General features: G+C 57.3%; 19 protein-coding genes, 1 pseudogene and 1 riboswitch. Of the genes and pseudogenes, 7 read left to right on the plus strand and 13 right to left on the minus strand.

Going from position 1 to position 24,536, the window contains the following annotated elements:
- Positions 1-26: 26 nt before the first annotated feature.
- Complete coding sequence (gene moaA / locus QMG90_RS14505; protein ID WP_283280334.1) at positions 27-1,016, minus strand: GTP 3',8-cyclase MoaA; 990 nt, start codon at positions 1,014-1,016, stop codon at positions 27-29.
- Positions 1,004-1,136, minus strand: a riboswitch (molybdenum cofactor riboswitch). It overlaps the preceding gene by 13 nt.
- A gap of 225 nt (positions 1,137-1,361) precedes the next feature.
- Between moaA and yvcK the strand changes: the two genes are divergently transcribed.
- The 4 genes from yvcK (at position 1,362) to pmrB (ending at position 5,746) form a co-directional block, all read left to right on the plus strand.
- Entirely contained in the window at positions 1,362-2,270 is a 909-nt protein-coding gene (gene yvcK, locus QMG90_RS14510) for a uridine diphosphate-N-acetylglucosamine-binding protein YvcK (protein WP_283280335.1), read from the plus strand.
- Positions 2,271-2,358: 88 nt separating this feature from the next.
- Complete coding sequence (gene eptA, locus QMG90_RS14515) at positions 2,359-3,999, plus strand: phosphoethanolamine transferase EptA (RefSeq protein ID WP_283280336.1); 1,641 nt, start codon at positions 2,359-2,361, stop codon at positions 3,997-3,999.
- On the plus strand, positions 3,996-4,667 hold the full coding sequence (gene pmrA / locus QMG90_RS14520) for a two-component system response regulator PmrA (protein ID WP_283280337.1): 672 nt from the start codon (positions 3,996-3,998) through the stop codon (positions 4,665-4,667). The genes eptA and pmrA overlap by 4 nt, the downstream gene beginning before the upstream one ends.
- Entirely contained in the window at positions 4,667-5,746 is a 1,080-nt protein-coding gene (pmrB, locus tag QMG90_RS14525; protein ID WP_283280338.1) for a two-component system sensor histidine kinase PmrB, read from the plus strand. Before pmrA ends, pmrB begins: the two co-directional genes overlap by 1 nt.
- A gap of 176 nt (positions 5,747-5,922) precedes the next feature.
- On the opposite strand, the gene uvrB is transcribed toward pmrB, so the two are convergent.
- From uvrB to bioB, 5 genes are all read right to left on the minus strand, one after another.
- Positions 5,923-7,935 (minus strand): excinuclease ABC subunit UvrB, encoded by a 2,013-nt coding sequence (gene uvrB, locus QMG90_RS14530; RefSeq protein WP_283280339.1) that lies wholly within the window; start codon positions 7,933-7,935, stop codon positions 5,923-5,925.
- 536 nt (positions 7,936-8,471) lie between these two features.
- The gene (gene bioD / locus QMG90_RS14535) at positions 8,472-9,188 is read right to left on the minus strand and encodes a dethiobiotin synthase (RefSeq protein WP_283280340.1); all 717 of its coding nucleotides are present in this window, start codon (positions 9,186-9,188) and stop codon (positions 8,472-8,474) included.
- Positions 9,181-9,936 (minus strand): malonyl-ACP O-methyltransferase BioC, encoded by a 756-nt coding sequence (gene bioC, locus QMG90_RS14540; protein WP_283280341.1) that lies wholly within the window; start codon positions 9,934-9,936, stop codon positions 9,181-9,183. The genes bioD and bioC overlap by 8 nt, the downstream gene beginning before the upstream one ends.
- Positions 9,923-11,077, minus strand: coding sequence for an 8-amino-7-oxononanoate synthase (bioF, locus tag QMG90_RS14545; RefSeq protein WP_283280342.1), 1,155 nt, complete (start codon positions 11,075-11,077; stop codon positions 9,923-9,925). The genes bioC and bioF overlap by 14 nt, the downstream gene beginning before the upstream one ends.
- Positions 11,074-12,114 (minus strand): biotin synthase BioB, encoded by a 1,041-nt coding sequence (gene bioB, locus QMG90_RS14550; protein ID WP_283280343.1) that lies wholly within the window; start codon positions 12,112-12,114, stop codon positions 11,074-11,076. The genes bioF and bioB overlap by 4 nt, the downstream gene beginning before the upstream one ends.
- 86 nt (positions 12,115-12,200) lie before the next feature.
- On the opposite strand from bioB, the gene bioA reads away from it, so the two are divergent.
- Both bioA and QMG90_RS14560 read left to right on the plus strand, forming a co-directional pair.
- Positions 12,201-13,490, plus strand: a complete 1,290-nt coding sequence (gene bioA / locus QMG90_RS14555; protein WP_419097037.1) for an adenosylmethionine--8-amino-7-oxononanoate transaminase — start codon at positions 12,201-12,203, stop codon at positions 13,488-13,490.
- Between the two features lie 38 nt (positions 13,491-13,528).
- On the plus strand, positions 13,529-14,005 hold the full coding sequence (locus QMG90_RS14560; protein ID WP_283280345.1) for a kinase inhibitor: 477 nt from the start codon (positions 13,529-13,531) through the stop codon (positions 14,003-14,005).
- A gap of 30 nt (positions 14,006-14,035) precedes the next feature.
- Here QMG90_RS14560 and QMG90_RS14565 read toward each other — a convergent pair whose 3' ends face one another.
- The 6 genes and pseudogenes from QMG90_RS14565 to hutI all read right to left on the minus strand — a co-directional run bounded on the left by QMG90_RS14565 (position 14,036) and on the right by hutI (position 21,901).
- On the minus strand, positions 14,036-15,418 hold the full coding sequence (locus QMG90_RS14565) for an amino acid permease (protein WP_283280346.1): 1,383 nt from the start codon (positions 15,416-15,418) through the stop codon (positions 14,036-14,038).
- A 98-nt stretch (positions 15,419-15,516) separates the two neighbouring features.
- Positions 15,517-17,049: a histidine ammonia-lyase gene (hutH, locus tag QMG90_RS14570; RefSeq protein ID WP_283280347.1), complete on the minus strand. Its 1,533-nt coding sequence runs from the start codon at positions 17,047-17,049 to the stop codon at positions 15,517-15,519.
- Positions 17,050-17,051: 2 nt separating this feature from the next.
- Complete coding sequence (hutU, locus tag QMG90_RS14575; RefSeq protein WP_283280348.1) at positions 17,052-18,737, minus strand: urocanate hydratase; 1,686 nt, start codon at positions 18,735-18,737, stop codon at positions 17,052-17,054.
- Between the two features lie 142 nt (positions 18,738-18,879).
- Complete coding sequence (locus QMG90_RS14580) at positions 18,880-19,617, minus strand: histidine utilization repressor (RefSeq protein WP_283280349.1); 738 nt, start codon at positions 19,615-19,617, stop codon at positions 18,880-18,882.
- 60 nt (positions 19,618-19,677) lie between these two features.
- Positions 19,678-20,637, minus strand: a complete 960-nt coding sequence (hutG, locus tag QMG90_RS14585; RefSeq protein WP_283280350.1) for a formimidoylglutamase — start codon at positions 20,635-20,637, stop codon at positions 19,678-19,680.
- A pseudogene (gene hutI, locus QMG90_RS14590) lies at positions 20,634-21,901 on the minus strand (imidazolonepropionase). Before hutI ends, hutG begins: the two are co-directional and overlap by 4 nt.
- A gap of 185 nt (positions 21,902-22,086) precedes the next feature.
- On the opposite strand from hutI, the gene QMG90_RS14595 reads away from it, so the two are divergent.
- The gene (locus QMG90_RS14595; protein ID WP_283280351.1) at positions 22,087-23,370 is read left to right on the plus strand and encodes a putative acyl-CoA thioester hydrolase; all 1,284 of its coding nucleotides are present in this window, start codon (positions 22,087-22,089) and stop codon (positions 23,368-23,370) included.
- Between the two features lie 52 nt (positions 23,371-23,422).
- Here the strand turns inward: QMG90_RS14595 and pgl are convergent, their stop codons facing one another.
- Positions 23,423-24,418: a 6-phosphogluconolactonase gene (gene pgl / locus QMG90_RS14600; RefSeq protein WP_283280352.1), complete on the minus strand. Its 996-nt coding sequence runs from the start codon at positions 24,416-24,418 to the stop codon at positions 23,423-23,425.
- Between the last annotated feature and the right edge of the window lie 118 nt (positions 24,419-24,536).

Here is a 24,536-nt window from a genome sequence, read left to right on the forward strand (position 1 = left end):
CTATGTCTGATAACGATTACCCGCGTTTATCCGCCAATATAAGACAGATTTTGGGTAATGCCGGTGTTGCCCTGATGCAGGAAATGGGTTTGCTTTTTATGCGCCAGCGCGGCGGCAATACGTGTTTCCAGCGCCTGCTGCTGAGCATCTGACGCCAGTAAATCGCGCAATTCGACGCCGCCATCGCCAAACAGGCATAAATGCAGCTTGCCGATGGACGAGACGCGCAGCCGGTTGCAACTGGCGCAGAAATCTTTCTCGTATGGCATGATGAGGCCGATTTCGCCTTCGTAATCAGGGTGGCAAAAGACCTGCGCCGGGCCGTCGCTGTGGTGTCTGAGCTGGTGGATCCAGCCGCGCCTGAGCAGTTCATCACGCAACACCATGCCGGAAATATGGTGCTTGCGGAACAGGTCGCTGCCCTCGCCGGTTTCCATTAACTCGATAAAACGCAGCTGGATGCGGCGTGGTTTGATCCACGCCAGAAAGGTGTCGAGCTGATGATGGTTCACATCGCGCATCAGGACGGTGTTGACCTTCACTTTTTCAAAGCCTGCGGCAAAAGCGGCATCAATGCCGTCCATCACCTGGTGGAACTTATCCTGCCCGGTAATCGCATGAAACTGGCGTGCATCGAGACTGTCGACACTGACATTCACCGCCGTCAACCCGGCGTCGCGCCAGGTCGCGGCATCCCGCGCCAGGCGATAGCCGTTGGTGGTCACCGCAATCTGGCGAATATCCTGATTTTCGCGAACAGCCGCTATAATGTCGGTAAAATCACGACGCAAGGACGGCTCGCCGCCGGTGAGGCGCACTTTTTCAGTGCCGAGCGCGGAAAACGCACGAGTCACCCGTCGCACTTCGTCGACCGTTAAAAAGCCATTATTGTTGACGCCGCTGGGCTTGTAGCCGTCCGGCAGACAGTAGGTGCAACGAAAGTTGCACACGTCGGTGATTGACAGGCGCAGGTAATAAAACTTGCGTGCATAAGCATCAGTCAGTTGTGTGGCCATATACACCTTTCCAAATACGGGAGGCACAGTCATTTCTTCCTGTACCCTGGTGGCTTTCGCCACGGCCAGAGCGCCATATCCGGGGACGTAGGCACAAAGGCTAGAGTGTTTTTTCTTAGCGTGATGCTAAGACTGGTATGCCGATAGTAGCGCGTCAGAACAACATTCGCCAGACGCGCCTTCGCTATATAATTATGTATATAGCGACATGATCGTGCATTTTTACTACAGAATACGTAAAAAACCCCCTTTTGCATTGACATGCATCATTTTAGCTCGGGCGAAATATCGTCTTTTAGAGGTAGATCAGGTATTTTATGGCACTTACTGACGGAAGGAATGGATATGCGCACTCGCACTCTAGCGGATCTTGATCGTGTTGTCGCACTCGGCGGAGGCCATGGACTCGGGCGCGTAATGTCCTCTCTCTCATCATTAGGTTCTCGTTTGACCGGCATTGTCACCACCACCGACAATGGCGGTTCAACCGGGCGCATTCGTCGCTCCGAAGGCGGCATCGCCTGGGGCGATATGCGTAACTGTCTGAACCAGTTGATCACCGAACCGAGCGTCGCTTCAGCGATGTTTGAGTATCGTTTTGGCGGTAACGGCGAACTTTCCGGCCATAACCTCGGAAATCTGATGTTAAAGGCGCTCGACCACCTGAGTATCCGGCCTTTAGAGGCGATCAATTTAATCAGAAACCTCCTCAAGGTGGAGGCTTCGTTGATCCCGATGTCAGAGACCCCGGTCGACCTGATGGCACTCGACCACGAAGGCCACGAAATCTACGGTGAAGTGAATATCGATCAGCTAAAAACACCGCCAAAAGAGCTGATGCTTTACCCGAACGTGCGCGCCACCCGCGAAGCAGTGCAGGCCATTGCGGAAGCGGACCTGATCCTCATCGGCCCCGGCAGTTTTTACACCAGCCTGATGCCGATTCTGTTAGTCGAAGAGCTGGCTCAGGCGCTGCGTCGTACCCCTGCGCCAATGGTGTACATCGGCAATCTTGGCCGCGAACTGAGCGTCGCCGCGGCCAGCCTGACGCTCACCGACAAGCTGGCGCTGATGGAGCATTACGTCGGCCGCAAAGTGATCGACGCGCTGGTGGTCGGCCCGAAGGTTGACGCCTCGGCTATCACTGACCGCATTGTTATCAAAGACACCCTTGAAGCCAGCGATATCCCCTATCGCCATGACCGCCACTTGCTGCACCTGGCGCTGGAAAAAGCGATCCAGGCGCTGGGTTAAATTAATATGAAGGATTTATTAAGGTCTTAAGGTTGTCTTAAAAAACCGCTGTCACCATGACGAGTATCGTTATCAGCAGGATCTCGTCATGCGCTTACTTTCACGGCGCCCGGTGCTCGGGCGGCTTGCCTTTATTATTTTGTTTTCGCTCTACATTGCGTTGTTTCTTAACATTGCTTTTTACAAGCAGGCCTTTACGGAACTGCCGGTAGACAATCTGCACAACTGGCTGGTGTTTTTGACCATGCCGGTCGTGGCGTTCAGCGTGATCAATATTGTTCTGACACTGGCCTCGTTCTTATTTCTTGAGCGTCTGTTCATTACGCTGTTTGTGCTGGTCAGCGCCGCCGCGCAATATTTCATTCTGACATTTGGAGTGATCATTGACCGCTCGATGATCACCAATATTTTCGATACCACCCCGGCTGAAAGCTATGCATTGATGTCGACCAAAATGGTGGTGACGCTGCTGTTTTCCGGGGTACTGGTGATTCTCCTCGCCTGGTGGATCAAAACTAAAAATTCCACACCGGCCTGGCGCAGTATTCTGCGCCGCATGATTAATCTCGGCGTTTCCGCGCTGTTGATTGTGATCGTCGCGCTGCTGTTTTACAAAGATTACGCTTCGCTGTTTCGCAATAATAAAGAGCTGGTGAAAGCGTTAAATCCATCGAACAGTATTACGGCGGTCAATTCCTGGTATGCGCATAACAGGCTGGATAACCTGCCGCTGGTCAGAATTGGCGAGGATGCGAAACAACGCCCGGAAATGCAAAACGGACCGCGTAAAAACCTCACAATTTTGATCGTCGGCGAAACCTCGCGTGCGGAAAACTTCTCCCTCGGCGGTTATTCACGCGACACCAACCCGCGTCTGGCAAAAGATAACGTGGTTTATTTCCCGCAAACCGCGTCCTGTGGAACCGCCACCGCGGTTTCGGTGCCGTGCATGTTCTCGAATATGCCGCGGGCGAAATATGACGAAGAGCTGGCGCACCATCAGGAAGGGCTGCTCGACGTGCTGCAACGCGCAGGCATTCAGGTGCTGTGGAATGAAAACGACGGTGGCTGCAAAGGCGCCTGTGATCGCGTGCCACATCAGGATATAACGAAATTAAACCTGCCGGGTCAGTGTATTGAGGGAGAGTGTAATGACGAGGTGCTGTTCCACGATCTCGACAATTACATTAATAACCTGCAGCACGACGGCATTATTGTTTTGCATACCATAGGCAGCCACGGCCCAACCTATTACAACCGTTATCCGGCGCAGTTCCGTCAATTTACGCCAACCTGCGATACCAATGAAATTCAGACCTGTTCGCGGCAGCAACTGGTGAATACGTACGACAATACCATTTTGTATGCGGATTATATTATCGACAAAGCCATTACCTTGCTGAAATCCAAACAGGACAGATTCACCACCAGCCTGGTTTATCTCTCTGACCACGGCGAATCACTGGGTGAGAATGGTGTCTACCTGCATGGTCTGCCGTATTCCATTGCTCCGGAGACGCAAAAGCATGTGCCAATGCTGCTCTGGCTGTCGGATGATTATCAGCAGCGCTATGGCATTAATTACCAGTGCCTGAAAACGCGTGCTGCCGCCAACCCCTATTCGCAGGATAACCTCTTCCCGACGATGTTAGGTATACTTGGAGTCGATACCCGGGAATATCAGGCCGCGGACGATATTCTTGCGCCATGCAGAGGAAAAAGCCGATGAAAATATTAGTCATTGAAGACGACGAGTTGCTGTTACAGGGGCTGATCCTGGCGATACAGAGTGAAGGTTACGCCTGCGATGGCGTGGCTACCGCACACGACGCCGCGCTGTCGATTGCTAACGGTCATTACAGCCTGGTGGTGTTAGATTTAGGCTTGCCGGACGAAGACGGCCTGCATTTTCTGGCGCGGCTGAGACGTGAGAAATTCACCCAGCCGGTGCTGATCCTCACCGCGCGTGACACCATCAGCGATCGCATCACCGGTCTTGATACCGGCGCTGATGATTATCTGGTGAAGCCATTTGCGCTTGAAGAGCTAAACGCCCGCATCCGCGCCCTGCTCCGCCGTCATCACAATCAGGGTGAAAGTGAAGTGAAGGTGGATAACCTGCGGCTGAATGTCACCCGTAGACAGGTCTGGCTGAGTGACGTGGCGCTGGAGCTGACGCCAAAAGAGTACGCCTTGCTGTCCCGCCTGATGCTAAAGGCCGGTAGCCCGGTGCATCGCGAAATTCTCTACAACGACATCTACAGCTGGGACAACGAACCCGCCACCAACACGCTGGAAGTGCATATTCACAACCTGCGTGACAAAGTGGGCAAATCCCGCATCCGCACCGTGAGAGGCTTCGGTTACATGCTGGTTACCGGCCCCGAGGCGGAATAATGGCGCTTTTCCCGACACAAAAATGGACGATGCGCAGCAAGCTATTGCTGACGATTGGTATTATCCTGGTGGTGTGCCAGCTCATCAGCGTGTTCTGGCTCTGGCATGAAAGTGAAGAGCAGATCCAGTTACTGGTACAAAGCGCCATTGAAGGCCACAACAATCGCAAACACATCCAGCACGAAGTGCGCGAGGCGGTGGCCAGCCTGCTGATCCCCAGTCTGTTGATCATCGGACTGGCGCTGTTTATCTGCGTGCAGGCGGTAAAACGCATCACCCGTCCACTCGCCGATCTGCAAAAAGAGCTGGAAACCCGCACGCCGGATAATCTGCAACCGATTTGCATCGCCAATAATGTCAGCGAAGTGGAATCCGTTACGTCAGCCATTAACGATCTGGTTTCGCGCCTGACGCAGACACTGGAGCGCGAACGGCTATTTACCGCCGACGTCGCTCATGAGCTGCGTACGCCACTCGCCGGATTGCGTCTGCATCTGGAACTGATGGCAAAATCCCACGCTATTCAGGTCGCACCGCTGTTGCAACGACTTGATCAGATGACGGAAAGCATCGCCCAGTTGTTACAACTGGCGCGCGTCGGTCAGTCCTTTTCTGCCGGCAGTTATCAGCAGGTGGATCTGGATAACGATGTGATACAGGCGGAGCGCCCTGAGCTAGAACGTATTCTCGCCCAGCGCCAGCAAATACTGGTGATTAAACCCGCGACGCGGGAAGCGGCGGTTCAGGGGGATGCCACACTGCTGCGCGTACTGCTGCGCAACCTGGTGGAAAACGCCCACCGTTACAGCCCGGAAGGCTCAACCATCACGCTCAGCGTCGAATACGACGCCGGTCCGGTGCTGGCAGTGGAAGATGAAGGGCCGGGGATCGATGAAGCGAAAAGCGGTGAGCTCAGTAAAGCCTTCGTGCGGATGGACAGCCGATACGGCGGCATCGGGCTCGGGTTGAGTATCGTCTCGCGCATCGCACAACTTCACGATGCAAATTTCTTCCTCAACAATCGCAAACCCGCTGCCGGGGCGCGCGCATGGGTCAGATTCCATGCGCTGCAGCGTTAATCAGTAAGTAATGGCCCAGTGGTAAGCAAAACCAGTCACCAGCAGCAAAGCAGCCAACACAGCGAGATATTCACGAATTTGTAATTTTGGCATGGACACTATCCTCATTAAACTGAGGACAGTGTCGCCGTAAATTATTAAGCCAACATTAAGGGCCAGTCGCTAAACCTGCAAAATCACGAAGCCGCAATAAACAGGTCACGCAGTTGATGGAGCTGATCGCGGATGGCCGCCGCCTCTTCGAATTCGAGGTTTTGCGCATGCTGCATCATCTGCCCTTCCAGCTCGTGGATCTTCTGCTGCAACGCTTTCGGCGTTAACGCGACGCTGTCTTCCTCAACGATACGCAGTTTACCGCGCCCTTTGGTCTTGGTTTTCGCAATGCCCGCGCCGAGCGCCAGAATATCCACCACTTTCTTGGTGAGCCCTTGCGGCACAATGCCGTTTTCGTCGTTGTAGCGCTGCTGTTTCTCGCGGCGGCGTTCCGTCTCGCCAATCGCTTTCGCCATCGACGGCGTGATCTTATCACCATACAGGATGGCTTTACCGTTAATGTTACGCGCCGCACGACCGATAGTCTGAATTAGCGAGCGCTCGGAACGCAGGAAGCCCTCTTTGTCGGCATCAAGAATGGCAACCAACGACACTTCAGGCATATCCAGCCCTTCTCGCAACAGGTTGATCCCCACCAGCACGTCGAACTCGCCGAGACGCAAATCGCGGATAATTTCCATACGCTCAACGGTGTCGATGTCCGAGTGGAGATAACGCACGCGCTCGCCGTGCTCTTCCAGGTATTCGGTTAAGTCTTCCGCCATACGTTTGGTCAGTGTCGTGACCAGCACACGCTCATTGATGGCGGCGCGAATACGAATTTCAGAGAGCAGATCATCCACCTGCGTCGCCACTGGCCGGACTTCGATGACCGGGTCAAGCAGCCCTGTCGGACGCACGACTTGATCCACCACATCGCCGCCGGATTTTTCCAGCTCATAATTGCCCGGCGTTGCGGAAACATAAATCGACTGCGGCGCCAGCGCTTCAAATTCTTCAAACTTCAACGGGCGATTGTCCAGCGCCGACGGCAAACGGAAACCGTATTCCACCAGCGTCTCTTTACGGGCACGGTCGCCGCGATACATCCCGCCAATCTGCGGAATGGTGACGTGGGATTCGTCAATCACCAGCAGCCCGTCGGCAGGCAGGTAATCAAACAGCGTTGGCGGCGGCTCGCCCGGCCCGCGCCCGGAGAGAAAGCGCGAGTAGTTTTCGATGCCGGAGCAGTAGCCAAGCTCGTTCATCATCTCCAGATCAAACTGCGTACGCTGGCTCTGACGCTGCTCTTCAAGCAGTTTATTGTTCGCCAGCAGCACTTTTCGGCGATCGACCAGCTCGTCTTTAATGTCTTCCATCGCCTGCACGATACGCTCGCGGGGCGTGACGTAGTGCGTTTTCGGGTAGATGGTGAAGCGCTGAATGGTCGATTCAATATGACCGGTTAACGGGTCGAACAGCGACAGTCGCTCGACCTCTTCATCAAACAATTCGATACGCAGCGCAATGTCGTCAGATTCCGCCGGGAACACGTCAATCACCTCGCCGCGCACCCGGAAGGTACCGCGCTGGAAGGCCTGATCATTACGCGTGTATTGCAGTTCGGCAAGACGACGCAGAATGGAGCGCTGATCGACGATCATGCCGACTGTCAGATGCAACATCATTTTCAGGTAAAGATCAGGGTCACCAAGGCCGTAAATCGCCGACACCGAGGCCACCACGATGACGTCACGCCGCTCCAGCAGCGCTTTAGTCGCCGATAGTCGCATCTGTTCGATGTGTTCGTTCACCGAGGCGTCTTTTTCGATAAAGGTGTCTGAGCTGGGGACGTAGGCTTCCGGCTGGTAGTAATCGTAGTATGAGACGAAATACTCCACCGCGTTTTCGGGGAAAAATTCCTTCATTTCGCCATACAACTGCGCCGCCAGCGTTTTGTTGGGCGCCAGCACCATCGTCGGGCGCTGGAGGTCGGCAATTACGTTGGCAATGGTAAACGTCTTACCTGAGCCCGTTACACCAAGCAGCGTCTGGTGAGCCAGACCATCTTCCAGCCCCTCTTTCAGTTTGTTGATGGCCGCAGGCTGGTCACCTGACGGTCGAAAAGCGGAATGCAGCTTGAACGGTTTACTCATGAATGACGACCTGTGAAGGAATGGACGGCAGGAGAGTAATTTTACTCGCCACGCCTCATTTTGCCAACTAAAAATACTGGATATAAAAACAGTAACATATTATCGTATCTCTGATACTCACCCCTTAAAGGGCGAGAGTTACCGCTTAATTTTCACCGCAACGATATAAAACACCAGTCAACCCAGGTTATCCCCAGAATTTTTTCCCTTTTAACATTTGTCAAGTCAGGTAATGAAACTTTTATGGCAAGGCATGACACTTTTCTTACAGCCATTGATTTTATCTAACCTGCTAATTTAAAAGATAAATCTTTAAAAGCCGTCTTTCGCAGCAATTAAGGCGTAAGCCGCGTGGTCTCTCGTTTGCCGCAGGTTTTCTAACTCTAATACACAAGGTTATCCACAGGAATAGTGGATAACTGCGCCCAGGCCATATCCGGGGCTTAACGGCGAAATGACATCAACAACGAAACGTCGACAGGAAAAAATATTTATCGCTATTTTTTGATGTTTTTTCGCTAACGAGAGGGGCAATATCAGACGCGATCCTTATCACAATTCCGATCTTTTCCCCGATCCAGTTGACCGAGATCGAGATAATTTCCTAAATCGTAAGAAGCGACCTCGCCATCCAGCCAGGGAATTTCGCCCAGCAATGGCGCAGGCAGCATTTGCGTCAACGTCGCCATGTATTCCTGATGACGTCGCCCCGGCGGCGTCACGTCGTTCGCCACCCAGCCAGCCAGAGGCAATCCCGCCTGCTGCACCGCCTGCGCAGTCAGTAACGCATGATTGATACACCCTAGTTTGACACCCACCACCAGGATAACTGGCAGGCGTTCCGCCTTCACCCAGTCAGCAAAACTCAGCGCTGGCGACAGCGGCGTGTACCAGCCACCAGCGCCTTCTACCAGTACCCAGTCAGCCAGCGTTTCCAGTTCACGCAGACCCGCTGAAAGGGTTTCCGCGTCGATGGGTCGTTGCTCATCCGCGCTGACGATGTGCGGTGATGTCGGTTCTTCGAAAGTGTAAGGATTCACCTGTTCATAGCGCAGGGAGACAGCACTGTTGCGTTGTAACGCCAGCGCGTCGCTGTTACGTAGCCCCGCCGGGGTAATCTCACTCCCGGAAGCCACTGGTTTATAACCTGCGGTGCGCAGGCCCAGACGATTCGCCGCCTGCAGCAGCGCGCTGCTGGCGACAGTTTTCCCGACTTCGGTATCCGTACCGGTCACAAAATAACGTTCAGACACGTTCAATCACTCCCCAAAAAAGATGATAGGTCAGCGGACAGACACCCGCCTGCTGCGGCCACGCCAGTTGAAGCGCTCTGAGCCTGCCGCGGGTAAATAATTGCGCCGCACGCCCTTCATGAAGATGCGTGGCGCCAATGCCCTTCAGCGAGCGCATCGCGCTCAGCGCGTCGGGGAAGGACAAGGTGATGGATTCCACCCGGGAGCGCCCCTGCCAGCGGGACAGCGCTGCACAGAGCGTCTCCTCGGGAAGAAAACGGTTGGCATGAGGTCGATCATCCACCGCCTGCCAGGCCTGGTTCAGCTCCGGCAACGAGCCTGCCGCCAGGGTGGTAAACGCCAGCACACCGCCAGGGCGTACCACGCGATACAGCTCGCCCAGCGCCGCGTGCAGATCATCGCACCACTGCACAGCGAGATTGCTCCACACCAGATCAAACTGTGCATCGGCCAGCGGCAAGGCTTCGATATCCGCCGCGACATAGTGATGCGCTACCCGGTTCAGGCGCGCCTGCGAGAGCATCTGCGGCGACAGATCCAGCGCCGTAACCTCGCAGCCGCTGTTTTTCCAGTAACGACTGGCCGAACCCGGCCCGCAACCGGCGTCCAGTACACGGGAAAACGCACGCCCCGGCAACTGCGCCAGCAGCCGATCTGCGCTGCGGCGCTGGAGCTCATCATGCTGCTGATAATGCGCTGCCGCGCGGCCAAACGCGGCAGCAACAGCCTGCTTATTAACGAGCGGCATGCAGCACCTCCAGCAACTGTTCGATATCCTGCGACTGATGCGCCGCCGTTAGCGTCAGCCGCAGCCGCGCCGTCCCGGCGGGCACGGTAGGCGGGCGGATCGCCGTCACCCAACAACCCTGCTCGCGCAGGCGTTGCGCCAGCGCCAGCGCCCGATCGTTTTCACCGACGATGAGCGGTTGGATCGCGCTTTGTGAGTCGGTCAACGTCAGCCCCAGCGTCTGCGCACCGCGGCGAAATGCGCGGATGTGCCCGGCCAGGATCTCCCGCCGCCGCTCACCATCGTCGCTGCGAATAATTTCCAGCGCCGCGCGCAAGGCCACCGCCTGCGCAGGGGGCATTGCAGTGCTGTAAATCAGATGACGGGCAAACTGCAACAGGTAATCCGCCACCGCATCGCTACACAGCACTGCCGCGCCGCTCTGCCCAAAGGCTTTGCCAAAAGTCACGACCAGCAGTTCAGGACGGACGTTTTGCGCATCGCAGCTGCCGCGGCCCTGTGCACCGGTCACGCCGATGCCGTGGGCGTCGTCGACCATCAGCCAGGCGCCGGACGCCCGGGTTGCCGCGTGAATCGCCGCCAGCGGCGCGGCGTCGCCGTCCATACTGAAAATGCCTTCGGTGATTGCCAGCTGTTGCCCGTCTGGTGCGCTGGTCAGCAACCGTTGCAGATGGGAAACATCGTTGTGGGTAAAGCGCCGGAGCAGCGCCGGGCTGAAGCTGGCGGCCTCCAGCAACGACGCATGGCTGAGACGGTCGGCCATCAGCCGATCGTCTTTTCCGGCCAGTGCGGCGATCACCGCCTGGTTGGCGGCGAATCCGGAAATAAACAGCAATGCACGCGGGTAGCCGAGCCACCCCGCCAGTGTCTCTTCCAGTTGTTGATGCGCGACGGTATAACCGCTGACATGCCCGGAGCCACCGCTGCCGACACCGTAGCGCACCGCGCCCTTCTGCCAGGCGGCAACCGCCTGCGGATGCTGGCTCAGCCCCAGATAGTCGTTGCTGGAGAAATTGAGCCAACGCTGACCATCGCGCTCCAGCCAGCGCCCCGCACCATGCTCCACCGCCACACGGCGGCGAAAAGCATCCGCCGCGCGCCGTTCGTTCAGCGCGTCGTCAATGCGTTGCTGCCAGCTCATACTGCTGCCGCGTTGTAATACTGTTCGGTATCCGGCGAGCGCAATGCCTGCTCCAGCCGTTGTTGCTGTTCGTTATCGCCAGCGGTGACTTCCGTCTGTTGCGGATTCAGCCCCAGCTTACGGAACAGCAGCAGATCTTTATCCTCTTCCGGGTTCGGCGTGGTTAGCAGTTTGCAGCCGTAGAAAATGGAGTTAGCGCCCGCCATAAAGCACATCGCTTGCGTCTGCTCGTTCATCTGCTCGCGACCGGCGGACAGACGCACGTGCGAAGTCGGCATCATGATGCGCGCCACCGCGATGGTGCGGATGAAATCAAAGGCATCGACGTCGTCGTTATCCGCCAGCGGGGTGCCTTTCACCTTCACCAGCATGTTGATCGGCACACTTTCCGGCGGCGTCGGCAGGTTTGCCAGTTGCAGCAGCAGACCCGCCCTGTCTTTCTCGGTTTCGCCCAGCCCGACGATGCCGCCTGAACAGACTTTAATGCCGGCATCGCGCACTTTGCCAAGGGTATCGAGGCGTTCCTGATAGCTGCGGGTGGTGATGATATTGCCGTAAAATTCCGGTGAGGTGTCAAGATTGTGGTTGTAGTAATCCAGCCCGGCAGAGGCCAGCCGTTGCGCCTGGTCGTCGGTGAGTGTACCGAGTGTCATGCAGGCTTCCAGCCCCATCGCCTTCACGCCCTGCACCATCTGCTCCAGATACGGCATATCGCGCTCATGCGGATTTTTCCACGCCGCCCCCATGCAGAAACGGGTAGAGCCGGCATTTTTCGCTTTCCGCGCCGATTCCAGCACCTGCTCCACTTCCATCAGACGCTCCGCTTCCAGTCCAGTTTTGTAGCGGGCGCTCTGGGGGCAGTATTTGCAGTCTTCCGGACAGGCGCCAGTTTTAATCGACAGCAGCGTGCTGACCTGAACCTGGCGCGGATCGAAGTGCTGACGGTGCACCTGTTGGGCTTCAAACAGCAGTTCAAGAAATGGCTTCTCAAATAACTCAGTAACTTGCGACATTGTCCAGCGTGCGTGGTGAGCCATTGGCGTCTCCAAAAGGGTTTTGTTAATTTTTGCTTCGGTGTAAACTCGTAAACCTAAAACTTTTCAAAATGGTTTACAAGTCGATTATGACAATGGACGATCTTGCTTTCGATCAGCGCCACATCTGGCACCCCTACACCTCGATGACTCAACCGCTGCCGGTATACCCGGTGGTGTCTGCGCGCGGCTGTGAGCTGGAACTGGCTAACGGCGAGCGTCTGGTGGATGGCATGTCTTCATGGTGGGCGGCGATTCACGGCTACAACCATCCGCGCCTTAATGCGGCGATGAAAGCGCAGATTGACCAGATGTCGCACGTGATGTTTGGCGGCATTACTCACCCTTCCGCCGTGGCGCTGTGTCGCCGTCTGGTGGCGATGACGCCGGACGCGCTTGAGTGCGTGTTTCTCGCTGATTCCGGTTCGGTGGCCGTTGAAGTCTCGATGAAAATGGCGCTGCAGTACTGGCAGGCGAAGGGTGAGCCGCGTCAGCGCTTCCTCACCTTCCGCAACGGCTATCACGGCGATACGTTTGGCGCGATGTCGGTGTGCGATCCGGATAACTCAATGCACAGTCTGTGGAAGGGCTATCTGCCGGAAAATCTGTTCGCTCCCGCGCCGCAGAGCCGTTTTGACGGCGAGTGGGATGAGCGCGATATGGTGGCTTTTGCCCGTCAGATGGCCGCGCACCGCCATGAGATTGCGGCAGTGATCATCGAACCCATCGTGCAGGGCGCAGGCGGGATGCGCATGTACCATCCGCAATGGCTGAAACGCATCCGACAAATGTGCGATCGTGAAGGGATCCTGCTGATTGCCGATGAGATTGCCACCGGATTTGGCCGTACCGGCAAGCTGTTCGCCTGCGAGCACGCCGAAATCACGCCGGATATTCTCTGCCTTGGCAAAGCCCTGACCGGCGGTACGATGACCCTTTCCGCCACACTGACCACCCGCGACGTGGCGAATACCATCAGTAACGGCGAGGCCGGTTGTTTCATGCACGGTCCGACGTTCATGGGCAATCCGCTGGCCTGCGCCGTCGCCAGCGAAAGCCTGGCGATCCTCGACGATGGTGCCTGGCAGACGCAGGTGGCCGCCATTGAAACGCAGCTCAAACAGGAACTGGCGGTAGTGCGGGGCAATGAAAAGGTCGCCGATGTGCGCGTGCTGGGCGCCATCGGCGTCGTGGAAACTCATCAGCCAGTCAATATGGCGCGCCTGCAAAAATTCTTTGTCGAACAGGGCGTGTGGATCCGTCCGTTTGGCCGCCTGATCTACCTGATGCCGCCGTACATTATTCGCCCGGAACAACTGACTCGCCTGACGAATGCGGTCAGGAGCGCCCTTAACGACAACACGCTGTTTGCGCAGTGATCTACACTGAGGCGTTAGTGGGTTAATAAGGAGCAGCAATGAAACTTATCAGTCATGATCTCAAAGACGGTGAAAAGTTACCGGCCCGCCATGTCTTTAACGGCATGGGCTACAACGGTGACAATATTTCCCCGCATCTGGCGTGGGACGACGTCCCGGCAGGAACCAAAAGCTTTGTGGTGACCTGTTACGATCCCGATGCACCAACCGGCTCCGGCTGGTGGCACTGGGTGGTAGTGAATCTACCCGCCGATACCCGTGTACTACCGCAGGGCGCCGGTTCCAGTATTTCTGAATTACCGGAAGGCGCACTGCAAACACGTACGGATTTTGGCAAAGCCGGTTATGGCGGCGCGGCACCGCCAAAAGGAGAAACGCACCGCTACATCTTTACCGTTCATGCGCTCGATGTGGATAACATCGACGTAGACACCGATGCCAGCGGCGCGATGGTGGGCTTTAACGTTCATTTTCATAGCCTGGCGAGCGCTTCGATTACCGCCCTGTTCAGCTAAAAAAACGCCCGGTTTGCACCGGGCGTTTTTTCAGTACTCTGTTACCGCCGCTTCCGCCCGCTTTTTAGCACGGGTAAACCACAGCACCGTCAGCAGCGCCAGCCAGACCAGCCCGGCGATCAGCGCAATCCGCGTCTCTTCTACCCAGCCAAGCACCACGATCACCAGTCCCATTAACAGTAGCGTTAACACTGGCGCCAGTGGCCAGAACGGCAGCGGGAAGGCGATCTCGTCACGCTCCTGCGGTGTCAGGCTGCGGCGCATGGCGAAGTGCGACAGCAGAATCATCAGCCATACCCAGATGGTGGCGAAGGTCGCCAGTGAGGCAATCAGCACGAAGATCTGTTCCGGGATCAGCCAGTTAAGCACGACAGCTACTAACAGTGCGCCACCCATCACTACCACCGTCATCCACGGCACGCCATTACTGGCGATGCGCAGGAAGCTTTTCGGTGCCAGACCCTCTTTCGCCATCCCGTACATCATGCGGCCCGCGCCAAAGATGTTGCTGTTGATCGCCGAGATAGCGGCGCTGATTACAATAACGTTGAGAATATTCGCCGCCGCCGGGATCCCCAGCCCGCTGAAGATCAGGACGAACGGACTGCCCGCCTGACCAATGCTGTTCCACGGGAAAATCGCCATCAGGATCATCAGCGTGCAGATGTAAAACAGCACAATACGCAGGGGAATGGTATTGATGGCCTGCGGGATCACTTTTTGTGGGTCCTGCGCTTCTGCGGCGGTAATACCGATAATTTCAATCCCGCCGAAGGCAAACATCACAATGCCCAGCGATGCAATCACCCCTCCCCAGCCGTTTGGCGCAAAGCCGCCGTGCGACCAGAGATTCGACAGCCCGGTTGCCGGGAAGGCGTGACCGAATCCGAAGAACATGATCCCGGCACCAGCGGCAATCATGGCGATGATCGCCGCCACTTTTATCAGTGACAACCAGAACTCCATTTCACCGAAGATCCTTACGTGGCAGAGATTCAAGGCGCCAATAAAGCAAATGATGCTCATCACCCAGATCCAGCGCGGCACGTCCGGGTACCACAACCCCATGTAAATACCGAAGGCGGTGACATCGGCGAGACAGACGATGACCATTTCAAACGTGTAGGTCCAGCCGGTGATAAACCCGGCCAGCGGCCCAAGATATTGACGGGCATAACTGCCGAACGAGCCGGAGATGGGGTTGCGTACCGCCATTTCGCCAAGGGCGCGCATGACGACAAACACCGCTGCGCCGCCGATCAGGTACGCCAGCAGCACAGCGGGCCCGGCAGTCTGGATAGCCGCCGCAGAACCGTAGAATAACCCGGTGCCGATGGCAGAACCGAGTGCGATGAAGCGAATATGACGGGCATTCAGCCCGCGCAGCAGATGAGGCTTGTGTTGTTGTTGCATTTGCGATTGTCCTGCTCGTTATTATGTGACAGCAAAAATGCGCGTAGGGCGGTCAGGGGGCGGAACTCCCCCTGACGCAGGTACAGAAACAACAGAGATTAGATCTGACTGGGTAAGACAGGAGGCAGCAGTTTCGTCAGATGACGTTCTGCCAGTAACGTTGTGGCGTTATCGATGTCCGGCGCAAAATAGCGGTCTTTTTCATAGTGCGACACGCGCTCTCGCAGCAGATGACGCGCCTGCTCCAGCAGCGGGCTGGTGGTCAGCCCTTCGCGCATATCCATCCCCTGACAGGCAGACAACCATTCCACTGCGATAACGCCCCGGGTGTTGGCGGCCATTTCCCACAGGCGGCGACCGGCGGCAGGCGCCATCGACACGTGGTCTTCCTGGTTCGCTGAGGTGGGCAGGCTGTCGACACTGTGCGGATGCGCCAGCGCTTTGTTTTCGCTCGCCAGTGCGGCGGCAGTCACCTGCGCAATCATAAAGCCGGAGTTTACGCCACCGTTTTTCACGAGGAACGGCGGCAATTGTGACATATGGCTGTCCATCAGCAGCGCGATGCGGCGCTCCGACAGTGAACCGATTTCGGCAATCGCCAGCGCGATGTTGTCTGCCGCCATCGCCACCGGCTCGGCATGGAAGTTGCCGCCGGAGATAACATCGTTTTCCGCTGCAAACACCAGCGGGTTATCGGAAACGGCGTTGGCTTCAGTCAGCAGCACTTCGGATGCATAACGCAACTGGGTCAGGCACGCGCCCATCACCTGCGGCTGACAGCGCAGCGAGTATGGATCCTGTACTTTGCTGCAGTTTTCATGGGACTGCGACACCGCGCTGGTGTCGGTCAGCACATGGCGATACAGCGCCGCAGCATCAATTTGCCCGCGCTGACCACGCACATCATGAATACGGGCGTCGAACGGACGACGCGAGCCCAGCGCCGCTTCCGTGGTTAACGCGCCGCACACCACCGCCGAGGCGAAAAGATCCTCCGCTTCGAACAGTCCGCGCAGAGCGAATGCCGTGGAAGTCTGCGTGCCGTTGAGCAGTGCCAGCCCCTCTTTCGCCGCCAGTGTCAGCGGTGCCAGCCCGGCGTTCTTCAGCGCTTCAGCAGCGGGCAACCACTCGCCCTGCCAGCGCGCTTTGCCTTCGCCCAACAGCGTCAGCGACATATGCGCCAGCGGTGCCAGGTCGCCGGACGCGCCGACCGATCCCTTCGCCGGGATCCACGGATAAACCCCCGCGTTAACCATCGCCACCAGCGTCTGGATCACCTGCAGGCGAATGCCAGAGAAACCGCGTGCGAGGCTGTTAATCTTCAGCACCATAATCAGACGCACCATCGCGTCGTCCAGCGGTTCACCAACGCCCGCCGCGTGGGACAGCACCAGCGAGCGTTGCAGGTTTTCTAAGTCTTCATTCGCGATACGGGTCGACGCCAGCAGGCCAAAGCCCGTATTAATGCCATAGGCCGTGCGCCCTTCCGCCATGATGGCGTTGACACAGGCCACACTCTCGTTGATGGCGGCAAACGCGCCGTCATCCAGTGTCAGCTGTAACGGTTGGCTGTAAACATCGCGCAATTGTGACAGCGTCAGCTGGCCGGGAATAAGCGTTAACGTTTTCATGATTAGCGGTTCCCCTGCGTTGCACTGACCATAGGAAGATTGAGCCCCTGCTCTGCAGCGCAGTCAATCGCGATATCGTACCCGGCGTCGGCATGGCGCATGACGCCGGTCGCCGGATCGTTGTGCAGCACGCGGGCGATGCGCGCAGCGGCTTCGTCGGTGCCGTCGCAGACGATGACCATCCCGGAGTGCTGGGAGAAGCCCATCCCCACGCCGCCGCCATGGTGCAGCGACACCCAGGTCGCACCGCTGGCGGTGTTGAGCAACGCGTTCAGCAGCGGCCAGTCGGAGACTGCATCGGAGCCGTCGCGCATCGCTTCGGTTTCACGGTTCGGACTGGCGACAGAGCCAGAGTCCAGATGGTCACGACCGATAACGATCGGCGCGGAAACTTCACCGCTACGTACCATTTCGTTAAATGCCAGACCGAGCTTCTGACGCCACTCCAGCCCTACCCAACAGATACGCGCCGGCAGCCCCTGGAAGCTGATGCGCTCGCGCGCCATATCCAGCCAGTGATGCAGATGCTTGTCATCGTTGATGATCTCTTTCACTTTAGCATCGGTTTTGTAGATATCCTGCGGATCGCCGGAGAGCGCGACCCAGCGGAACGGACCGATACCACGGCAGAATAGCGGACGGATGTAGGCTGGTACGAAGCCCGGGAAATCAAACGCGTTATCAACGCCCATCTCTTTCGCCATCTGACGGATGTTATTGCCGTAATCAAACGTCGGAATACCCATTTCGTTGAAAGCCAGCATCGCGCTGACGTGTTCCGCCATCGCGCGTTTGGCGGCCTGCACCGTGCCTTGCGGGTCAGATTCCGCTTTTTGCTGATATTCCTCCCATGTCCAGCCCTTCGGCAGATAACCGTGCAACGGGTCGTGAGCGCTGGTCTGGTCGGTCACCATGTCCGGGCGCACGCCGCGTTTTACCAGTTCCGGCAGAATTTCTGCCGCGTTGCCGCACAGGGCGATGGAGACCGCTTTGCCTTCTGCGGTGTATTTTTTGATACGCGCCAGCGCGTCATCCAGTGAGGCGGCCTGTTCGTCGACGTAGCGGGTACGCAGACGGAAATCGATACGGCTCTGCTGGCACTCAATGTTCAGCGAGCAGGCGCCAGCCAGCGTCGCCGCCAGCGGCTGCGCGCCGCCCATACCGCCGAGACCAGCGGTTAACACCCAACGCCCCTGTAGGTTGCCGTTGTAGTGCTGACGGCCTGCTTCGACGAAGGTTTCGTAGGTGCCCTGCACAATCCCCTGGCTGCCAATGTAAATCCAGCTGCCGGCGGTCATCTGGCCATACATCGCCAGCCCTTTGGCGTCGAGTTCGTTAAAGTGTTCCCAGGTCGCCCAGTGTGGCACCAGGTTAGAGTTGGCGATCAGCACGCGCGGCGCGTTGTCGTGGGTTTTGAACACCCCGACCGGCTTGCCGGACTGTACCAGCAGAGTTTCATCACTTTCCAGTTGCGTTAACGCTTTTACGATCGCGTCATAACATTCCCAGTTGCGTGCCGCACGACCGATCCCGCCGTAGACCACCAGCTCATTCGGGTTTTCCGCCACGTCCGGGTCCAGATTATTCATTAACATGCGCAGCGGCGCTTCGGTCAGCCAGCTCCTGGCAGTCAGCGCTGTGCCGCGCGGGGCGCGGATCTCTTGCTGGCGATATTTGGTTTGCGACATCGTTGTTCTCTCCTGAGGGGAAACGGTGAATGTATAAACACATATACTTGTCTATACATATACACACAAGGTGAGATTTAACAAAAATGATACAATTTTGTTATATTGCGTCAGCAATCACGTTTTTTGCTGACGCCGGGGATCAGGAGCTGAAATGGCCCTGCAGACGATAGCGACTGCCGGGGAACAGCAGGCTGGCGTGGGAAACGATGTGCGAGGTTGACCAGGTGCGACGGCGGATCAACAGACACGGGTCGTGCTCTTTGATATGCAGCAGACGGCACTCTTCCGGAGTGGCAGCCACGGCTTCGACAATATGCTCCCCTTCCGTCAGCGGCGCAATCAGCGAAAGATAAGCGTGCGGCGTGGTGGTGGTGTAATCCTGGCGCAGATAGTCCGGCACTACCGCGGCGTTGACGCTGCGATCCTCAATCTGCACCGGGACATCGTTTTCAAAATGCACTATCCGCGAGTGAAAAATCCGCGTGCCCTCTTCGACGTCCAGCGCCGCAGCCTGGGTGAAATCGGCACGGGTCTCTTCCAGCAACAACACTTCACAGCGATGCTGATGGTGCCGGGCGGCGATCTCATCGGCAATACTGCGAATTTCAAACAGCGCCGACTGCCCTTTCGGCTCAGCCACGAACGTGCCGACGCCCTGCAGACGCACCAGCAGCCCTTCGTCGGTTAACTCACGCACCGCGCGATTGATGGTCATCCGGCTAAAGCCAAACTGCGCTACCAGCTCGGCTTCGGACGGAATACGGTCGTGGGGTCGCCAGGTACCGGCATAGATCTTTTCGCTGATAGCCTGCTTCACTTTTTCATAAAAAGGCACCGGCGCGCTGGCAGGGGCCGGTCGGGGACGAGGCGAATACATGGCGCTGGCGTTCCTTATGTCAGTCAATGTCGGCGATGTCATGGCAGTATATCCCGTGGGTTACCATTGCCACCAGTGGGTTATCTGCCAGGCGAGACGGGCAGCTATTTTCGCGCCCTGCCCTTCACGATCGAACGTCGGGTTAAACTCGACCAGATCGACCGCCTGCAGCTTGCCGCTGCGGCATAACGGCTCAACGATGCGCAGCAACAGCGCCAACGGTACGCCTAACGCGGCAGGCGCCGATACGGCAGGCATCTCGGCGGCGGGCAACACGTCCAGATCGATTGTCAGGTAGATCCGGTCATAGCTGTTAATGCAGCGGGCGATCTCCGGCAACACCCGCGCCTCCAGCGCATTGAGCACATCGAGATCGTCGATCACCGTAACGTGACGACGTGCGGCCTCATCCCACAGCGCGGCCGTGTTGGCGGCCATGCTGGCGCCAATGCAACAATAGTGAAAACCGCGCTGCTGCGCGTCACAGTGCAGCGCCAGCTGGCGAAACGGCGTGCCGGAACTGGCGCGCGGGGCATGGCGTAAGTCGAGGTGCGCGTCGAGGTTGATGATCCCTACTCGCGCATCAGGAAAAGCGTCAAGAATGGCCGAGCCGTGCCCGAAGGCGGTTTCATGGCCGCCGCCCAGCACCAGCGTACGCATCTGCGCCTGCTGGCAGGCAAGTACCGCGTCATGCAGCGCCTGCTGGGCCGCTTCCAGCGCCTCAGGTTGCGCGCGAATATTACCCATTTCCACCAGCCGATCATGCCCGCTGTGGCTGGCCATATTCGCCAGAGCTTTACGCAGCGTGTCCGGCCCCTGCGCGGCGCCGGGTCGCCCCTGGTTACGTTTGACGCCTTCGTCACACTCAAAACCTAACAGGGCGATTTTGCCGCCATGGCGCTGCGGCGCAAATTCGCCGCGGTTGTCGATGGTCTGAAACAGGCGCAGCGCGTTCGGTGCTTCGGCGCTGTCGTCGCGCCCTTGCCAGAGAGCACGATCAACCGGATGCCATAAATTCATGCTGTCACCTCACCACGGAAAATACGCTGCCAGAGCGGGTTGCGCATCGGTTCATAGACCATTTCGACCGGATGTTCCGCATCCCAGACCACGAAATCCGCCACAAAACCGACCGCCAGTTGACCATGGCTTTTCTCTCGCCCCAGCGCCTGCGCGGCGTGTCGCGTGACGCCCGCCCACGCCTCTTCCGGCGTCAGGCCGAATTTAACGCAGGCCATGTTCATCGACAAATGCAGGCTGGTGAACGGGCTGGTGCCAGGGTTAAAGTCGGTGGCGACCGCCATCGGCACCTTTTGTTGACGCAGCAGCTCCACCGGCGGTTTACGGGTTTCATTGAGAAAATAGAACGCGCCCGGCAGCAACACGGCGACCGTGCCACCGTTGCGCATGGCGGCGACGCCCTCTTCGCTCAGGTATTCAATATGATCCGCGGAAAGCCCTTTATAGCGGCTGACCAGTTGCGCCCCGCCAAGCGATGAGAGCTGTTCGACATGCCCTTTCACCGGAATGCCGAAATCACAGGCGGCGCGAAAAACCCGCTCGGTTTGCGCCGGGCTGAAACCGACGTTTTCACAGAATACATCAACCGCTTCGAACAGCCCTTTTTCCCACAGCGCAGGCAGGATGGTTTCGCAAACCAGTGATATATAACCGTCCTGATTGTCTTTATATTCCGGCGGCGTGGCATGGGCCGCGAGCAGCGTGCGGCTGACCTCAACCGGATTCGCCTGCGCCAGCGCGCCGGCGACCCACAGCATTTTCTCTTCGTTTTGCAGATCCAGCCCGTAGCCGGATTTGATTTCCAGTGTGGTGACCCCTTCGCGCATCAGCCGTACCAGCCGCTGCTGCGCAAGTGCAGTCAGCGTTTCGGCGCTGCTCTCGCGCGTGGCGCGTACCGTGGAATTAATGCCGCCGCCCTGGGCACTGATCTGCTGATACGAAACGCCGTTCAGCCGCTGCTCCCACTCCTGCGCACGGCTGCCGCCAAAAATCAGATGAGTGTGACAGTCGATAAGGCCGGGCGTGATCAGGCGGCCCTGTACATCAGTCACATTACGGGCATTCGCCGGAATCTCCGCATCCGGAATAATCGCGTGAATGCGCCCGTTGCGAACCACCAGCGCATGCTGTTCCAGCAGCCCGTAAGCCTGCGGTTGCGACGGATCGAGGGTGGCGAGACGCGCATTGCGCCAGATGCGGTCTGCAGCTGTCAGTTCAGTCATAATCTTCACTTGTCATGGGTTGTATAGACATTTATTTTCATTCTGCCCCTATTGTCAACAAAGGCTTATGTAAATGTTGATTTTTTGTGACTACTCACCCGCCTGTCATCACGTGTTTTCCGCAAACTGACGAACTTTTTACCAATCGTACTTCCCGTTTCGCCCAACTTAGTATAAAAAGCAGGTTTTGAAGGACTCATCCTCTACTTAACAGCTCTGGAGTAACATGAACACATTTTCGGTTTCTCGTCTGACGCTGGCACTGGCTTTTGGCGTGACACTGACCGCCTGTAGCTCAACGCCGCCGGATCAACAGCCTTCCACGCAAGAAGCGCCAGGCACCACGCTGCGTCCGATCCTTTCCGCTGCTGAAGCGAAAAACTTCGTACAGGCTCATTATTTTTCTACCCTGGATCCTAACGCTGCGCCATGGGCGCCAGCCGCGATCAGCCTCCCGGCTCAGCCCGATTTCGTGGTTGGTCCGGCGGGCGCTCAGGGCGTGACGCACAGCACCATTCAGGCAGCGGTTGACGCGGCGATTGCTAAGCACTCCAGCCGTCGTCTGTTCATCGCGATTATGCCGGGTGAATATCAGGGCACCGTGTATGTTCCCGCTGCACCAGGCAGCCTGACGCTATATGGTACTGGCGAAAAAGCGTCCGATGTGAAAATCGGCCTGGCGATCGACTCTGAGATCGATCCGAACAGCTGGCGTCGTCTGGTCAACCCGGCCGGTAAATACATGCCGGGGAAACCAGCGTGGTACATGTTTGACAACTGCCAGAGCAAACGCGCGGCAACGATTGGCGTGATGTGTTCAGCGGTATTCTGGTCGCAGAATAACGGTCTGCAGTTGCAGAATATGACCATTGAAAACAATCTTGGTGACAGTGTAGATGCAGGCACCCACCAGGCGGTAGCATTGCGCAGCGACGGCGACAAGGTACAAATCAACAACGTCAATATTCTTGGCCGTCAGAATACCTTCTTCGTGACCAACAGCGGCGTGCAGAACCGTCTGCAAAATGACCGTCTGACCCGTACGCTGGTAACCAACAGCTATCTCGAAGGTGATGTCGACATTGTTTCCGGGCGCGGCGCAGTGGTGTTTGATAACACCGATTTCCGCGTCGTGAACTCGCGCACGCAGCAGGAAGGTTACGTCTTCGCACCGGCGACGCAGTCCAATCTCTACTACGGCTTCCTCGCCACCAACTCTCGCTTTAACGCAGCGGGTGACGGCGTCGCACAGCTGGGTCGTTCGCTGGATGTCGACAGTAACACCAACGGGCAGGTAGTGATCCGCGACAGCGTGATCAACGAAGGCTTCAACCTGGCGAAACCGTGGGCTGATGCCGCGATTTCCAAACGTCCGTTCAGCGGCAACACCGGCGCTAAAAACGACAAAGGCGAAGTCCAGCGCAACCTGAACGACACGCAGTTCAACCGCATGTGGGAATTCAACAACCGCGGCGTGGGCAGCGAAGTGGTAGCTGTACCGAAGCAGTAATTGCAGATAAAGAAAAAACCTCGCAATCGCGAGGTTTTTTTATGGCGGAGAATCAGTGTGCGTTAACCACGACCCACATCGGTCCCTGGCCTACCGCATAGCGACCTTTCTCTTCCAGTAGCCCTTGTTCGCCTTTGATTTCATACACCGCGATATGGTGTGATTTCTGCCCGGCGGCAATCACATATTTCCCGCTGTGATCGACGTTGAAGCCGCGCGGCTGGGTCTCGGTCGGCTGGAAACCTTCCAGACTCAGCACGCTGCCGTCTTCGGAGACGCTGAACACGGTGATCAGGCTGGCGGTGCGGTCACAGGCGTAGAGATGACGGCCGTTGGGAGTCAGATGGATATCCGCCGCCCAGCGCACCCCTTTGAAATCACCCGGCATCATATCGAGCGTCTGCACGCATTCGATCTTGCCGTACGGATCTTTCAGCTCCCAGACATCCACCGTGCTGTTGAGCTCATTAACACAATAGGCGTACTGCTGATTCGGGTGGAACGCCATGTGGCGCGGACCTGCGCCTTCGACCGTCGTCACTTCGGCAGGTTCCTGCGCCACCAGTTGACCATCGTCGCTCAGGGTGAACAGGCAGATGCGGTCCTGTTTCAGCGCCGGTACCCACAGCGTGCGGTTGTCCGGCGAGATATTGGCCGAGTGGCAGCCTTCAAGCCCCTCAACGGTATCCACCACGTCAACCGGCAGGCCCGCGTCCAGACGCGTCACGCTGACGCAACCCGCGTTGTAGGAGCCGCTGAACAGGAATTTACCCTGATGATCGGTGGAAATATGGGTCGGACTTCCCGGCAACGGGGATTCCGCGGTATAGGTCAGCGCGCCGTCATCAGGGGCGATGCGGTACGCCAGCACGCGAAACTCAGGACGAACACCAACGTACAGGTAACGCTTATCCGGACTGACGACCATCGGCTGCACCTGACCCGGGACGTCAACCACCTGCACGAGCGTTAATGCGCCGTCGTGTTTCAGGCTCCAGACGTGGATCTGCTGACTTTCCGGGCTGGCGGTATAAACGGTTTGTTTCATGAAAACTCCTTTCCTTACTGCACGTGGAAGCAAAATACCAGGATAGACGGTTTTAGCGGTCAATGCTGTATAAATTTGTCTCACTGCCGTATCGGTGTACCATCACCCGCAACGACAT

Source organism: Trabulsiella odontotermitis, assembly GCF_030053895.1.
Taxonomy (GTDB): Bacteria; Pseudomonadota; Gammaproteobacteria; order Enterobacterales; family Enterobacteriaceae; genus Trabulsiella; species Trabulsiella odontotermitis_C.

Excerpts from the sequence above, each read along its gene's own strand:
- moaA (WP_283280334.1), bottom strand. The coding sequence starts at position 1,016 with ATGGCCACACAACTGACTGATGCTTATGCACGCAAGTTTTATTACCTG.
- yvcK (WP_283280335.1), top strand. The coding sequence starts at position 1,362 with ATGCGCACTCGCACTCTAGCGGATCTTGATCGTGTTGTCGCACTCGGC.
- eptA (WP_283280336.1), top strand. The coding sequence starts at position 2,359 with ATGCGCTTACTTTCACGGCGCCCGGTGCTCGGGCGGCTTGCCTTTATT.
- pmrA (WP_283280337.1), top strand. The coding sequence starts at position 3,996 with ATGAAAATATTAGTCATTGAAGACGACGAGTTGCTGTTACAGGGGCTG.
- pmrB (WP_283280338.1), top strand. The coding sequence starts at position 4,667 with ATGGCGCTTTTCCCGACACAAAAATGGACGATGCGCAGCAAGCTATTG.
- uvrB (WP_283280339.1), bottom strand. The coding sequence starts at position 7,935 with ATGAGTAAACCGTTCAAGCTGCATTCCGCTTTTCGACCGTCAGGTGAC.
- bioC (WP_283280341.1), bottom strand. The coding sequence starts at position 9,936 with ATGCCGCTCGTTAATAAGCAGGCTGTTGCTGCCGCGTTTGGCCGCGCG.
- bioF (WP_283280342.1), bottom strand. The coding sequence starts at position 11,077 with ATGAGCTGGCAGCAACGCATTGACGACGCGCTGAACGAACGGCGCGCG.
- bioB (WP_283280343.1), bottom strand. The coding sequence starts at position 12,114 with ATGGCTCACCACGCACGCTGGACAATGTCGCAAGTTACTGAGTTATTT.
- bioA (WP_419097037.1), top strand. The coding sequence starts at position 12,201 with ATGACAATGGACGATCTTGCTTTCGATCAGCGCCACATCTGGCACCCC.
- QMG90_RS14560 (WP_283280345.1), top strand. The coding sequence starts at position 13,529 with ATGAAACTTATCAGTCATGATCTCAAAGACGGTGAAAAGTTACCGGCC.
- QMG90_RS14565 (WP_283280346.1), bottom strand. The coding sequence starts at position 15,418 with ATGCAACAACAACACAAGCCTCATCTGCTGCGCGGGCTGAATGCCCGT.
- hutH (WP_283280347.1), bottom strand. The coding sequence starts at position 17,049 with ATGAAAACGTTAACGCTTATTCCCGGCCAGCTGACGCTGTCACAATTG.
- hutU (WP_283280348.1), bottom strand. The coding sequence starts at position 18,737 with ATGTCGCAAACCAAATATCGCCAGCAAGAGATCCGCGCCCCGCGCGGC.
- QMG90_RS14580 (WP_283280349.1), bottom strand. The coding sequence starts at position 19,617 with ATGTATTCGCCTCGTCCCCGACCGGCCCCTGCCAGCGCGCCGGTGCCT.
- hutG (WP_283280350.1), bottom strand. The coding sequence starts at position 20,637 with ATGAATTTATGGCATCCGGTTGATCGTGCTCTCTGGCAAGGGCGCGAC.
- QMG90_RS14595 (WP_283280351.1), top strand. The coding sequence starts at position 22,087 with ATGAACACATTTTCGGTTTCTCGTCTGACGCTGGCACTGGCTTTTGGC.
- pgl (WP_283280352.1), bottom strand. The coding sequence starts at position 24,418 with ATGAAACAAACCGTTTATACCGCCAGCCCGGAAAGTCAGCAGATCCAC.